The sequence below is a fragment of the Paraburkholderia sp. RL17-381-BIF-C genome (assembly GCF_046026435.1).
Taxonomy (GTDB): Bacteria; Pseudomonadota; Gammaproteobacteria; order Burkholderiales; family Burkholderiaceae; genus Paraburkholderia.
Window position 1 is genome coordinate 33,385 of the sequence record NZ_JARESX010000027.1, and the last position, 13,556, is coordinate 46,940.

The following is a 13,556-nucleotide window of genomic DNA, read 5'->3' on the forward strand; positions in this document are numbered from 1 at the left end:
ACGTCTTTCAATCAAATGCCGCTGGACAATTCGACGGCGCGATCGACCATTTGTGGCGCGAGGCCGAGATAGTTGGCTGGATCGGTCATTCGATCGATAGCCGCGCGGTCGAAGTGCCTGGTAACTTCAGGCAGCGCCGCGAGCGCTTCGGCGAGCGTGCCGCCTTTCTCGTTCACGGTACGGCACGCGTCGTAGACGATATCGTGAGCCTGCTGGCGGCCGGTGAACGGCGCCATTCCCATCATGACTGCCTCCGCGACGATCAACCCCCGGGTGATACCCAGGTTGTGCTTCATGCGTTCGGTGTCGACGATCAATCCCCCTAGCGCAAACTTGGCCTGATGCAGCGCGCCAGCCGAGAGGATGAAGCTTTCGGGAATGGCGATCCATTCCGCGTGCCATGGGCCCGTGGCGCGCTCGAAGTCCTGGATCATCGCGTCGACCATTAGACCCGCTTGCTGCCGCACTGCTTTCGCTGCGGCAAGCATCAGTTCGCTGGAAATCGGATTGCGTTTTTGCGGCATGGTGCTGCTTGCACCGCGCCCCTTGACGAAAGGCTCGTACACTTCGGCGAACTCCGTCGACGCCATGATCATGATGTCGAGCGCGATTTTGCCGAGAGAACCCGTCACGAGCGTCAGCAGGTTGACGGCTTCGGCGAGACCGTCGCGTGCTACGTGCCACGTGGTTGCGGGTACGCCGAGCTTCAGTTCATCGGCGAGCGCCTTCTGAACCTCGAAACCCTTGTCGCCGAGCGAGGCCAGCGTTCCCGCAGCCCCTGCGAATCCGACGACGGCCACCCTCGGCCGCAACTCTGCGAGGCGTTGTTGATGCCGGTCGAACATCGCGAGCCAGATGGCGACCTTGTAGCCAAACGTGATGGGCAGCGCCTGCTGCAAGTGTGTGCGGCCCGCCATCGGCGTATCGCGGTGTTTCTTTGCAAGACCGACCAGAATCGTGCGCAGATCGCGTATGTCGCTGTCGATTAGATCGAGCGCATCGCGCACCTGCAGCGAGACCGCCGTATCCATGATGTCTTGTGTCGTCGCGCCCCAATGGACGTAACGGCCCGCTTCGCCGCACATGCCGACGAGTTGGTGAACGAGCGGCAGAATCGGATAACCCACAATGTCTGTCTCCTCGCGCATGTGATCGAAATCGATCCGCTCGATCGTCGATTCACGGGCGATCACTTCAGCCGCATCGGCCGGAATCACGCCAACGCGCGCTTCAGCCCTGGCCAGCGCCACTTCCACGTCGATATAGCGCTGCACGAGCGCGTAATCGGAGAACAGCGCACGCATCTTCGGTGTGCCGAAGGCGTCGCGAAACAGGATTGAATCGACCACAGTGCTGGCCATAGGGACAGTGCGACTCGTCATGAAGACCTCTCGGAAGTGCAGGAAACCGGTTTAAAAAGGGCCGGGACGATTCGCGGAAAACCATCGATATGTCCGGACATAATTAAATTAATATGTTCGGACATGTTGAACAAGCTATGATTTACCCTAGCCCCTGATAAATTGGCTCCATCGCCACCCAAAAATGAATCGACCGCACTTCGCCGACATCGCTCGCGACTTGACTGAGAGCATTGCGTCCGGCCGCTATCCGGTCGGCTCGTATCTGCCCACCGAACTTGAACTGCGCGACCACTATCAGACGAGCCGGCATACGGTTCGCGCAGCGCTGCATGAATTGCAGCAGTTGGGGCTCGTGTCGCGACGCAAGAACGCGGGAACGCGCGTTGAATCGACGCAGCCGAAGAACGAGTTTCGGCCTTCGCTCGCATCGGTGGACGATCTCGTTCAGTTCGGCTCCGAGCACTTGCGTCTGGTGCAATCGACGGAGGAGATCTTCGCTAGCGGCAAGCTCGCCAAAACGCTGAAGTGTGCTGACGGTGCGCGATGGCTGCGCGTTTCGAGCCTGCGCATCGACGGCGACAGGGAGAGTGCGCCGGTCGGTTGGACCGACGTATATATCGATCCGGCTTACACGGAAGTCGCAGATGCTGCGCGATCTCAACCGGATGCGCTTATCAGCTCGTTAATCGAAGCGCGTTATGGTCGCTGCATCGCGGAGATCCAGCAGGACGTGCACGCCGCGTTGATTTCGCAGGAGATGGCGGAAAGGCTGAAAGTCGATAAGGGCACTGCGGCGCTTGAGATTGTGCGGCGCTACCTTGACTCCGCGGGGGAAACCTTTGAAGTGTCGATAAGCGTCCATCCGGCTGAACGCTTCTCGGTTTCGATGCGACTGAAGCGCTCCGACGCTTAGCCGTTGCAGGGGTTGCAAGCGGACCAATCGACCGCAGTTTGCGGGCAATTGGCTGTTCCGTTTCAACCCCGATCGACCGCAATGCTTAAGGCAATTGCCGCTCCAGCCGGTGACCGCTTTTTGAATGCCATTGTCGACTGTGGAGGCATCTTCATGGAGGGCAGTTCAGGGTCGCGTGCTGCCGATCGCGACCGTTCTGGATTCCGAAGTTCATGCCGTTTGCATGAGGCAGAGGTCGACCAACAAGCGACATGGGTGGTGCGCTTGCGTCAGACATCCGGACGGCAGCTTGAGCCCGCGAACGGAGATTCGCCTCCGGCACGTCCGCCTCGCTCGCCGATGCTCGCAAGCGAGAGTGCCCCGACTATCAAGGTTGGAACACCGACGCTTCGAACGCAGCGAGTTGCACCAATTCATCAACAGCGACTTTGACTTTCGGCTGAAGGTGTCGTGTCTTCTGCCAGATCGCATGAATCGGTGTTGTCGTCGACAGGCTCGGCAGCACTTCTCGCAGCGCGCCCGTGCGCAAAGCATCTCGCGCCAGCCATCCGGGAAGCTGGGCAAGGCCGCAGCCCGTTACGCACGCGTTCAGCAAGGTGTCGCCGTCCGTTAACTCGTGACGCGCTCGCACATCAAAGTAAGCGGCTCCGCTGTCGTTCGCCGCATCTGCCAATAGCCAGCCGGACCGTACGTTGCTACGCCATCCGATCAAGCAATCGTGTGTGAGCAGATCGTCGCGTTGCACCGGTTCGCCGGTTCGTGCCAGGTAATCGGGCGCGGCGCAAATAACGAGCCTCTGCTCGCCAAGCTTACGCGCGACGAGATCCGGAAATGCATCGAGTGTGCCGATACGCACCGCCAGATCGACTCCCTCGCTGACGAGATCCACCGCCCGATCCTGCAACGTGACGGCGAGATCCAGCCGCGGAAATCGCCGGGTCAGATTCAACAGTGCAGGCACGATGTGCCGGCGGCCAAAAGTCGTCGGAAGATCGACGCGCAGGCGGCCAATAGGTTGTTCGTGGCCCGTCGACAGAAAGGCTTCTGTTTGGTCCAGATCTTCAAGGATGCGTCGGCACGTGAGCAGGAAAGTCTCGCCCGCGGTCGTCAGGTCAATGCGGCGCGTCGTCCGGTGCAGCAGTTGCACACCGAGCCGCACCTCCAGCCGCGAGATGTTCTTGCCGACCGCGGAACCGGTAAGGCCCAGCAACTCACCGGCGGCGGTAAAGCTGCCGTGATCGACGGCGGCAACAAACTCGCGAATGCCAGCAAAACGATCGTCCATACTTAATTCTGGAATCACTGGATGGAATGTATGGAATTTTACCCTCTAACTCAACCGGATCGCCGAAATTACACTGTTTAGCACGATGGCATCCGCCGTTGCAGCGAACATGAGGTGTGAAATGAAAGCATGGCTTCTCCACGATTTTGGTCTCCCTAACCTACGCGCTGGTGAGGTGCAGACGCCCACGCCACAGCCGGGCGAGCTTCTGGTAAAGGTCGGCGCGGTATCGCTGAACTTCCGTGACAAGGCTATCGTTGATGGTATTTATGAGCCCGCGAGCGTACCCAAACCGCTAATTCCCGTGTCGGACGCAGCCGGCACGGTGGTCGCCATCGGTGACGGTGTAACCCGCTTCAAAGTCGGTGACCGCGTGAACTCGACGCTGTACTCGCACTGGATCGATGGTGCGCCCGGTCCCGACGAACCGGCATATTGCCTGGGTATGCCGTTGCCGGGAGGACTCGCCGAATTCATGATCATCCACGAAGACAGCGCGGTGCCAGCGCCCGCGTCGATGAGCGACGAGGAAGCATCGACCCTGCCGATCGCTGCATTGACCGCCTGGTACGCGCTGACCGACGTCGGCCACCTGGAATCAGGGCAAACGGTACTCGTGCAAGGAACGGGAGGTGTTTCGATCTTCGCGGCGCAGATCGCCATTGCCCATGGCGCACGTGTGATCGTCACGTCGAGCAAGGACGAGAACCTCGCGAAAGTGAAGGCGCTGCTCAATAGCGACAAGGTTGAAGGGATCAACTACAGGACGCATCCGAACTGGTCGGCGAAGGTGCTCGAACTAACCGGCGGTTTGGGGGCGGACGTGACGATCGACGTCGCGGGTGGGAACGGGATCAACCAGTCTGTTGCGGCCACCAAGGTGCAAGGCGTGATAGCGCAGGTTGGTTTCCTGACGGGACAGACGAGCGCTCTCGATCTGATGCCGCTGATCTTCCGGCAAACGACGATTCGCGGGATCGCGGTCGCGCCGCGCACGTCCTTTGAGCGCATGAACGTGTTCCTCAATGCACACAAGATCAAGCCCGTCATCGATCGCGTTTATCGCTTCGACGAGACCGTGCAGGCATTTGAACATCTTGCTCGCGGCCCCTTCGGCAAAGTCGTGATCAGCATCGGCGACGCTTGATAAGCGTGGGGTCCGGGCGGCTGAGCTGTCAACGACTCCTCCAGGTTCGAGCCCCTCGGATTCAGCGCGCCGTGGTCGCTGAGTCCGCGGAAGGACCACCTCCGGACTTAGCGACCAGTGCTGCCTAAGATCGCGCTGCCGCCAGCGCGCGGCGCTGGCGCTTTACCAAAGTCTGTTTGTGAACTCAAAGCTGCCGTCGCCCTGCGACGCGTTGAGCGTCCTTTCGGGGCGAACCAGGTCAATGACCGCGGCCACCCGCGGGTTTGCCAGCCGGCTTGCGTGAACCCGCGGCTGGCTTGCCGGCGGGTTTGCTGCGTGGCTTTTGCACGCTGAATGGGCTGCTGCCGGACAAGCTTGTGCCGCTTGTGCCGCTTGTTCCGCTTGTGCCGCTTGTGCCTTTTCCCGCGGCCGCAGCGCGTTGCGCCGCGGGCTTGCGTTTGTTTTCGCCACCTTGCGGGCGCGGTTTCTTGCTGAGCACCTGTATGGCGCCCGCCGCGGCATGCGGGACTTTGGGCTTCTTAGGCTTCTTGGGTTTCTTGATGATCTGGCCCGTCGCGCTGGTTTCCGGCACGCGGTGTTCGGCTTCAAAACCCGGCTCTTCTTCACGGGGCAGTGTTTGCCGGATCAGTGCTTCAATCGCGGCCAGTTGCGGCGCTTCATCGGCACACACGAGAGACACCGCCACGCCGCTGGCGCCGGCGCGTCCGGTACGGCCAATACGGTGTACGTAGTCTTGCGCCACGATCGGCAGGTCAACGTTGATCACCAGCGGCAGGTCGTCGATATCCAGCCCGCGCGCAGCCACATCGGTGGCTACCAGCATATGTACTTCGCGCGTCTTGAAGCGCTCCAGCGCACGCAGACGCGCGGGTTGCGGTTTGTCGCCGTGGATGGTGTCGACCGCATAGCCCGCTTCATCCAGCATGGCCGCCAGGTAATCCACGCCATTGCGGGTTTTGACGAACACCAGCGCGTGTTGCCAGTTGTTCTCGGCCACGAGATGCATGAAGAGGTCTGGCTTGTTCCTCTTATCCACCGGCACTACCCATTGCTTGATCTTGCTGGCCGTCGCATTGGGCGGGCTGACGCTGATATTGACCGGGCCGCGCAGAATGCCCGCCGCCATGGCGCGGATATCATCGGTAAACGTGGCGGAGAACAGCAGGGTCTGGCGCTGAGCGGGCAACGCAGCAAAGACGGCGTTGAGTTCGCGCGCAAAGCCCAGATCCAGCATGCGGTCTGCTTCATCCAGCACCAGCGTTTGTACTTGATCAAACTGCACCGCATTTTGGCGATTGAGATCCAGCAAACGGCCCGGCGTCGCAACGAGCACATCCACGCCTTTGCGCAACTTCATCATCTGCGGGTTGATACTCACACCGCCGTAGGCGGCCAGAAATCGTAAGTCGAGGCCCTTGCCGTAATCGACAAAGCTTTGCAGCACCTGTTCGGCCAGTTCACGCGTGGGCACCAGCACAAGAACACGCGCGCGGTTGCTGGACACCGCCGGGCCGTGTTGCACTAGCCGTTGCAGCAGCGGCAGCGCAAAACCCGCCGTTTTGCCCGTGCCGGTTTGTGCCGCTGCCATGACGTCCTTGCCACTGAGCACAGCAGGAATCGCCTTGGCCTGAATTGGCGTAGGCGTCTGATAATTGAGATCCTGCAGATTACGCAGCAAGGGATCGATCAGGCCAAGCGAGGCAAAAGACATTGGCGTATTCCGGGCTAAAGCCGCGATTTTAGCTGTTGCCGCCTGATTTCGGCGCAGATCATGGTCAAGCACATCGACGTTGATCGCCACTGAAAAACGTAGCTTGCCGGGCACCGCGTCCGCACGCTGTATTCGGTTAGCAATGACGTAATCGTGCACCGAAATCGGCGTTTGGCCCGTTATCTGCTCGACCAGATCTTTAGTGCCAGCGAACTCGCCTGCCTGATAGCCGCAATACACCGCCGTAATGTGCTGGATGAAATACCGCGGCAATCCAAATTGGTTATGCGCTCGCCAGTATGGTGAATCGTACTGGCGGTTCACTCTCCGAAGCGGGCTGCCGCGATAGCTCGTTCGCCGCCTCCACTCACATCATCTCGGGGCGGCTCAGTTTCGTTCCGTCGGAAAAGCGGGCAAGTTGGTAGGGTTTAATGTCGAACTGCAGCGCCTCGTCCATTACCAGCCGGCTCACGAGCACCCCTGCGCCTGGCCCAAGTCCAAAGCCGTGTCCACTGAACCCGGACGCGATCACGAGACCGGGTTTCGCATTAACCTTCGAGATGACGGGAACGAGGTCCGGCGTCGTGTCGATCGCGCCCGCCCATGCGTGAGCGATCCGCAAGCCCGCGAGCTCGGGAAACACGCTGGCCACGTTTTGCAGGGCGCGTCCGAGCCATTCGGTATCGGGCCGGGGATCCAGCACCCGCGTTGCTTCGAACGGCGAGACGTCATCGTCGCGCCAGTTCGCGCTTGCCTCCGGTCCGTGGAAGAAGCTGGCACCGACGCGAACCTTCAGTTTTTTCTTCAGCTTGCTGCGGAACATGGTGCGAAACTTCACCGAGTGCCGCAGGTTTTGCGGCGCGAGTTCCACGCGTCCATAGCCGGGGACAGCGATCGTATAGCCGCCGTCCAACCGTCTCCTCAGCGCGAAGTTAGGCCCTGAGAAACAGCCTTCGATGACCGTCGGCGCCTCAGCAGTTCGCAACGCCGTTCCCATCACGTTGATGGAGGGTAGATCGATGCCGTGATGCTGGCAGAACAACGCGCTCCAGGCGCCTCCCGCGAGAACGACGGTATCGGCCGCGAGCCGGCCGCGTTCTGTCCAGATGCCGGAAACACGCCCCGCACTCGTGTCGAGACTTCGTACCGCGCAGTTCTGAAATACCTTCGCGCCGAGACCTTGCGCGCCGCGAGCAATCGCAGGCGCGGCTTTCGACGGCTCGGCGCGGCCGTCCGTGACCGACCACAGCCCGCCAGCCCATTTCGCGCGTCCGGACGGAATGCGCGCGGCCAACTCGCGCGCACTGAGGATTTCGCTGTCAAAGCCGACTTCCCGGGCGCGGGCCAGCCATAATTCCCATTGCGCGATGTCAGACTGATGCTCCGTGCCGTACAGGATGCCCGCCTGACGAAACCCAATGTCCTCGCCCAGTTCCTCGCTCAGTTCGCTCCAGCGCTTGAGGCTCTGCATCGCGAGGGGCAACTCATGGAGGTCGCGATTCTGCTGACGCACCCAGCCCCAATTGCGCCCCGACTGCTCGCAGCCGATGACGCCCTTTTCGAGCAGTGCCACCTGGACGCCGCGACGTGCCAGTTCATACGCAGTGCTGACGCCAATAATGCCGCCGCCTATTACCGCGACATCACATCGCTCGGGGAAACCTTCGCTGTCCGTGACTTCGTCGATCCTTAGCATTTCACCGCCGTTGGTTGCCGCTTACCGGTAGGTTACGGCTGTCGAGACCGTCGGAGATGCGCAAATGAAGGACGATTTCATCTTCCGAAGGTCATGGCCACGATTTTGGTGTCTTCGACCGCTTCGCCGATAGGACGATCCTGTTGTATCCCAAAGGGATACAACGATAGGCCACCAGGCACTGAGGCAAATCGTGAATCGTCTACCGAAGAAGGCAGCGGTTCGCTCTGTCAGCGCCGGACGAGGACCACGTGCGCCTGGGTCTTTGCGTCGACAGATCCCGTGCCGAATCGCTCAATGATCGCGGTCTCACACGCTGTCGTAGCCTCGTCAATACCCGCACCATGACGGGCCTCGATCTCGTTGCGCAACGGCGTCCCTTGGCAATAGGCGACGGCCGCCACGCGAGCCGATGCCGCGCGGCTGCGCGCCGCAATCGTCTCGAACTGCGGCGCCGCACTGAAGCCCGCATCCGCGAGGTCGCGCGAAATGACTTGCGTGTCGAAATAGCCGTGCGGTGTGCGCACCATGAAGAGCGGCGGGTCCAGGGGGAAGAGGCTGGCGAGCGCCGCCGTGACGGTATCGGCTAACTCGTTTTCCTCGATACGATCCCAGACGTTGAACAGAAACACGCCGCCGCGCCGAAGTACGCGCCGAGCTTCGGAAAACGCGCGCGCTTTGTCCGGAAAGAACATGGCCCCGAACTGGCAGACGACAACATCGAAACTCGCGTCGTCGAACGGTAGCCGGGTCGCGTCTGCCTGTTGCCATATTACCGGCGTTGGAGTGCCGATTGCCGCGGCGCGATCGAGCATCGGCTGATTCAGGTCGGTTGCAACGAGGTCGACATGCGCGGGCAATGCATACGCCATCGCGCGGGTCACTACGCCAGTGCCGGCTGCGGTCTCAAGCACGTGGGACGGATGGTGCGCAGCTACCCGCTGCGCGAGATCCATCGCGTAGGGTTCGAAGATCAGCGGAACAAGGTGGCTTTCGTAGAGCTCGGGGATTGAGCCAGCGAAGCGGCTGTCGGTACCAATGCTGTCCATAGCGCCTCCTTCATGCTCTTGCGGAAATTATAGGCCCGGTGAGACATTTGACGGCTTTCCCCACGAACGCGTGGCGTTACCCTTGAAGCAGTGATGTGGTCCAACCGTTGCGTCTAGATTCGGGAGAGGCGCTTTCTACCGGGATCGACGCACATACTCGAACATGCATCGAACTTCATCGCCGTAGTCACCCTCACCCGAGAACAAGTTCGAAGCAGTCGAATCCAACCGGTTAGTTCATCAAAGCGAACGCTCGATTGCCTGCCCGAGCAGCGCCAGCCCCAGGTCGATCTCATCCTCGCGCACGGTCAACGGCGGCGCGATCCGGAAGACACCGCCCATACCAGGCAATTGCACGATATTCATGCTGAGCCCCAGGTTCATGCACTCGCGGGTGATTTTGGCGCCCAGCCCATCCGCCGGCTCCTTGGTGCGGCGGTCTTTGACGATCTCCATGCCGAGGAGCAGCCCTCGTCCGCGAATGTCGCCGATGCACTCGAAGCGTTCCATCAGATCCAGCAGCCCGCGTTTGAGTCGCGCGCCCATCACGTTCGCACGCGCAACCAGCCCTTCACGCTCGACCACATCGAGCACCCGCAGACCAACGGCCGCAGGAAGCGGGTCGGACACATGGGTCGTATAGAACAGATAACCCAGTTCGTGGGCGCGCTCTTCGATCTGGGCTGAGGTCACGACGGCCGCGAGCGGAAGACCGGCGCCCAGCGTCTTTGAGAGGGTGAGAATATCGGGCGTGACGCCGTCGCGCTGACAGGCGAACATCGTGCCAGTGCGCCCGATGCCGGTTTGCGCTTCATCGAGAATCAGCAGCATGCCGCGCTCTTCACATTTGCGCTTCAGTGCGGCCATGTAGCCTTCCGGCAGTTCGATGATGCCGCCGGAACTGAGAATCGGCTCGGCAATAAAGGCGGCGAGATTGCCACTCGACTGACGATCGATGAGATCGAACGCGTAGTCCAGCTCCGCCAGATAATCGTATTCACCATGGCGCTCGAAACGCGGCCGGTACGGGAACGGAGCAGGGATTGCAAACGAGCCGACGGCGGCGGGGCCGACGCCTTTGCGACCGGCACTGTAGGTCGCGGATGCCGCACCGCCCGTCATGCCGTGCCACGACTGCGCGAAGCCGACGATTTCATATTTGCCGGTGACCAGCTTCGCCATGCGAATGGCGGCTTCATTCGACTCAGCACCCGTACTGAGCAACAGAGCCCGGTCGAGTCCGTCAGGCGTGATCTCGGCCAACCGGGTCGCCAGGTCGACAACCGGACGCGAAAGCATCCCGCTAAAAAGGTGATCGAGCTTGCCGGCGTATTCATTGATGACCGCCACGATGTCCGGATGGCTGTGCCCAAGCACCGCGCTCATTTGCCCCGAGGTGAAATCAAGAATCGCGCGGCCGTCCGCGTCATAGACGAAACTGCCCTGCGCGCGCTCGATGATCATCGGCTCGAAGGTGCCGCCGTAGCGAATCAGGTGCTGCCTGGCGTTGCGCCAGAAAGTTGCATCGTTGTTCCGGGACACTTTGCTTCTCCTTGGCTTGGGCGGGATGCTTGCAGTCTAAATGGCTCTCTGGTTTCATAGAACCTAATAGTTCTTATGGAAGATAGAAGTGGGCCTAATATCTTGAGTCTTTCACTCGAAATCGATCTGCTGCGTTCGTTCATCGTCGTGGCCGAAGTCCGGTCGCTCAGCCGCGCGGCGAACCGGATCGGCCGGACCCAGTCCGCGCTGAGTCAGCAGATGAAGCGCCTCGAAGAAATCATCGACCAGCCGCTGTTCCAGCGCACGGGGCGCGGCGTGGTGCTGACGAATCCCGGCGAACGCCTGTTGATCCACGCGCAACGTATTCTGCGACTGCACGACGAAGCGATCGCCGATCTGTCGGGCAAGGGGCTGTCGGGCACGATCCGCTTCGGCTGCCCGGACGACTACGCCGCTGTTTTCCTGCCGCATTTACTGCGTCAGTTTTCGAGCCTGCATCCTCATGCGCTGGTGGAAGTCGTCTGCGCGCCAACGCCGCGCCTGCTCGAACAACTGGAAATGCATGCACTCGACCTTGCGATGATCTCGTTGCCGGAAGACGCGGCCAACGAGGAAATCATTCGTCGCGAACCGTTAGTCTGGGTCGGCTGCCCGGGGCTGGATTCCGCGCACTTCGACCCGTTGCCGCTGGCGCTCTCCGATCCCGACACACTCGACCATGTGGCAGCGTGCGAAGCGCTGAGACGCGCGGGCAGGGATTACCGCATCGCCTATGCGAGCAGCAGTCTCGCCGGTCTCACGGCGCTGGTCCGTTCGGGGCAGGCGTTCGCTGTCATCACGCAGACTGCCGTCGCCGCCGATCTCCATGTACTCAATGGCGATCCGACGCTTCCGCCGTTGCCCACTATCGGCATTTCCCTGAAGTTCGAGCGGAAGCGTCCCGCTCATCTGATCACGGTATTCGCGGAACACATCAGGCTGACACTGCCGTTGCTGTGATCGATCGGACTCGGAAGAGGGCGGTGGTCCAGCGATGGGCGGCGCTCAGTTCAGTCGCCTGTCGCGTGCCGGTGGTTTGCGCGAGATGCAGCAGTGATCGGCCGTAAGTGCGCGACCTCACGGTCCGAATTCCTCGACCATCAAATCGATGAAAGCGCGCAATTTCGGCGTAGCGCGCCTCGCGGTAAAGAGCGCGTGCATTGGACGCTCCGGCGCCTCGTACTTGCGCAGAAGACGTACGAGCCGGCCTGCGGCAATGTCGTCCCTGACCGCGATCTCCGGCGCGAGCGCGATACCAAAGCCGTCAATCGCAGCGGCAATCAATGCTTTCGTATCGTTGGCCTGAAAGCGCCCGCTGACTGTTACCGCATGTTTGCCGCGCGCGCTGCCGAAGACCCATTCGTTGTATGGAGGTAGCGACGTGAAGGAAAATCCAAGGCATTCATGCCTGGCCAGTGCTTCCGGCGTTTTAGGTTCACCACGCTCTTCCAGATAAGCCGGCGACGCACAGGCGAGCAGTCGGTACGGCATGAGTGGTTTCGCGATCATCGACGAATCCGACAGCGCGCCGAGCCGGATCGCCACCTCATACCCTTCATCCACGAGATCCACAAAACGATCGGTCAACGTGAGATCGACCTGGACTTCGGGATGCTCGCGAAGATAACGGGTAATCAACGGCGCGAGGCAACACGATCCAAATGTGACCGGAGCAGTGACACGCAGGCGTCCGCGCGGCGAGGCTGAGAAATCCATCGCTACCGATTCCGCCGCCTCAGCGTCCGCCAAGAGGGCCTTGCAGCGCTCATAGAAAATCTGGCCGATTTCAGTGAGGCTCTGGCGCCGGGTTGTCCGGGCAAGGAGCGGCGCGCCGACGCGCTCTTCGAGTGCGATCACATGTCGTCCAGCCATTTGCGACGAGATACCGAAGGCGAGAGCGGCCGCCGCAAACGAGCCGCTTTCGGCGGCTTTCACGAAGATAGCCATGCTGGTCAGGCGGTCCATGATTCCCCACTTATAGTTTCTACAGGCGAACCAGAATCATCGTTTATCTCGGTTAGGTTTTCAATCATAGTGATTGCACGGTGCGGGCGGTGAATGGCGCCGCCCGCAGGTCCAACAGGAGATTGAAAATGAAGATGGGTATTCTGGGTGCGGGATTTCTTGGCAGGGCGCTCGCGACGCTGGCAAAGCAGAACGGCTACGAGGTAATGATCAGCAATTCGCGAGGCCCGGAAACGCTGATGAGCACGGCTGCGGCGACAGGTTGCCGCGTCGGAACCGCGCGTGAGGCGGCGGTATTCGGCGACATTGTCGTGATCTCGGTGCCGCTGCGCAGCTATCTCACGCTGCCGGTTGCGGAACTGGAAGGGAAGATAGTGATCGACACCTGCAACTATTATCCCGAACGCGATGGCCATATCGATGCGTTGGACCAGTACACCCTGACCACCAGCGAACTGATGGCGCGCCACTTGCCCGGAGCTAGGCTCGTGAAGGCGTTCAGCGCGATTCTCGCCAAGGATCTCGAAACCGACGGCGTCGCGCCCGGAAGACCCAATAGACGCGCGCTGCCAATCGCGGGGGACGACGTTGCGGCAAAGCAGGCGGTCGCCGGCATTCTCGATCAATTCGGCTTCGATGCGGTCGATGCGGGCTCGCTGTCCGCGAGTTGGCGCTTTGAACGGGCGAAGCCCGCCTATTGCGTTCGGCTGGATCGTGCCGGGCTTCTGAAGAAGTTGGCGCAAGCCGAGCGAAATGTGGAGTTGCCGCATGGTTCGTGGCGGCACTAGGCATCTCATTGCTTTGGGCAAGCGGCGGCGCGGATGTGCCGCTGGGGAGGGCTGCTTTTGACCGGCACGATGCGAGCGATCGTCGGGGAAGAATGG

The 13,556-nt window shown here is 61.0% G+C and carries 11 protein-coding genes; 4 read left to right on the forward strand and 7 right to left on the reverse strand.

Features of this window, described 5'->3' with window-relative positions:
* Window positions 1-11 precede the first annotated feature (11 nt).
* The gene (gene pcaB / locus P0D70_RS18200) at window positions 12-1,382 is read right to left on the reverse strand and encodes a 3-carboxy-cis,cis-muconate cycloisomerase (protein ID WP_091806894.1); all 1,371 of its coding nucleotides are present in this window, start codon (window positions 1,380-1,382) and stop codon (window positions 12-14) included.
* A 163-nt stretch (window positions 1,383-1,545) separates the two neighbouring features.
* On the opposite strand from pcaB, the gene P0D70_RS18205 reads away from it, so the two are divergent.
* Window positions 1,546-2,277, forward strand: coding sequence for a GntR family transcriptional regulator (locus P0D70_RS18205; protein WP_091806895.1), 732 nt, complete (start codon window positions 1,546-1,548; stop codon window positions 2,275-2,277).
* A gap of 367 nt (window positions 2,278-2,644) precedes the next feature.
* On the opposite strand, the gene P0D70_RS18210 is transcribed toward P0D70_RS18205, so the two are convergent.
* A complete protein-coding gene (locus P0D70_RS18210) occupies window positions 2,645-3,562 on the reverse strand; it encodes a LysR family transcriptional regulator (RefSeq protein ID WP_091808500.1) in 918 nt (305 codons plus the stop codon).
* A gap of 85 nt (window positions 3,563-3,647) precedes the next feature.
* Between P0D70_RS18210 and P0D70_RS18215 the strand changes: the two genes are divergently transcribed.
* Entirely contained in the window at window positions 3,648-4,709 is a 1,062-nt protein-coding gene (locus P0D70_RS18215; RefSeq protein WP_408185507.1) for a zinc-dependent alcohol dehydrogenase family protein, read from the forward strand.
* Between the two features lie 238 nt (window positions 4,710-4,947).
* Here the strand turns inward: P0D70_RS18215 and P0D70_RS18220 are convergent, their stop codons facing one another.
* The 4 genes from P0D70_RS18220 to P0D70_RS18235 form a co-directional block, all read right to left on the reverse strand.
* Window positions 4,948-6,420, reverse strand: a complete 1,473-nt coding sequence (locus tag P0D70_RS18220) for a DEAD/DEAH box helicase (protein WP_408185556.1) — start codon at window positions 6,418-6,420, stop codon at window positions 4,948-4,950.
* A gap of 367 nt (window positions 6,421-6,787) precedes the next feature.
* A complete protein-coding gene (locus P0D70_RS18225; RefSeq protein ID WP_408185508.1) occupies window positions 6,788-8,116 on the reverse strand; it encodes an NAD(P)/FAD-dependent oxidoreductase in 1,329 nt (442 codons plus the stop codon).
* Window positions 8,117-8,346: 230 nt separating this feature from the next.
* On the reverse strand, window positions 8,347-9,165 hold the full coding sequence (locus tag P0D70_RS18230) for a class I SAM-dependent methyltransferase (RefSeq protein WP_408185509.1): 819 nt from the start codon (window positions 9,163-9,165) through the stop codon (window positions 8,347-8,349).
* A 240-nt stretch (window positions 9,166-9,405) separates the two neighbouring features.
* Window positions 9,406-10,707, reverse strand: a complete 1,302-nt coding sequence (locus P0D70_RS18235) for an aspartate aminotransferase family protein (protein ID WP_408185510.1) — start codon at window positions 10,705-10,707, stop codon at window positions 9,406-9,408.
* Window positions 10,708-10,782: 75 nt separating this feature from the next.
* Here P0D70_RS18235 and P0D70_RS18240 point away from each other — a divergent pair, with 75 nt between their 5' ends.
* Window positions 10,783-11,667 (forward strand): LysR family transcriptional regulator, encoded by an 885-nt coding sequence (locus P0D70_RS18240; RefSeq protein WP_408185511.1) that lies wholly within the window; start codon window positions 10,783-10,785, stop codon window positions 11,665-11,667.
* 117 nt (window positions 11,668-11,784) lie between these two features.
* Here the strand turns inward: P0D70_RS18240 and P0D70_RS18245 are convergent, their stop codons facing one another.
* Window positions 11,785-12,672 carry a LysR family transcriptional regulator gene (locus P0D70_RS18245; protein WP_408185512.1) on the reverse strand — a complete coding sequence of 296 codons (888 nt, stop codon included), beginning with the start codon at window positions 12,670-12,672 and terminating at the stop codon, window positions 11,785-11,787.
* Window positions 12,673-12,761: 89 nt separating this feature from the next.
* On the opposite strand from P0D70_RS18245, the gene P0D70_RS18250 reads away from it, so the two are divergent.
* Window positions 12,762-13,460, forward strand: a complete 699-nt coding sequence (locus tag P0D70_RS18250) for an NADPH-dependent F420 reductase (RefSeq protein WP_408185513.1) — start codon at window positions 12,762-12,764, stop codon at window positions 13,458-13,460.
* Window positions 13,461-13,556: the final 96 nt, after the last annotated feature.

Bases quoted from the DNA above. Each gene is read 5' to 3' on its own strand.
- P0D70_RS18205 (WP_091806895.1), top strand. From the start codon at position 1,546: ATGAATCGACCGCACTTCGCCGACATCGCTCGCGACTTGACTGAGAGC.
- P0D70_RS18210 (WP_091808500.1), bottom strand. From the start codon at position 3,562: ATGGACGATCGTTTTGCTGGCATTCGCGAGTTTGTTGCCGCCGTCGAT.
- P0D70_RS18215 (WP_408185507.1), top strand. From the start codon at position 3,648: ATGGCATCCGCCGTTGCAGCGAACATGAGGTGTGAAATGAAAGCATGG.
- P0D70_RS18225 (WP_408185508.1), bottom strand. From the start codon at position 8,116: ATGCTAAGGATCGACGAAGTCACGGACAGCGAAGGTTTCCCCGAGCGA.
- P0D70_RS18230 (WP_408185509.1), bottom strand. From the start codon at position 9,165: ATGGACAGCATTGGTACCGACAGCCGCTTCGCTGGCTCAATCCCCGAG.
- P0D70_RS18245 (WP_408185512.1), bottom strand. From the start codon at position 12,672: ATGGACCGCCTGACCAGCATGGCTATCTTCGTGAAAGCCGCCGAAAGC.
- P0D70_RS18240 (WP_408185511.1), top strand. From the start codon at position 10,783: ATGGAAGATAGAAGTGGGCCTAATATCTTGAGTCTTTCACTCGAAATC.
- pcaB (WP_091806894.1), bottom strand. From the start codon at position 1,382: ATGACGAGTCGCACTGTCCCTATGGCCAGCACTGTGGTCGATTCAATC.
- P0D70_RS18220 (WP_408185556.1), bottom strand. From the start codon at position 6,420: ATGTCTTTTGCCTCGCTTGGCCTGATCGATCCCTTGCTGCGTAATCTG.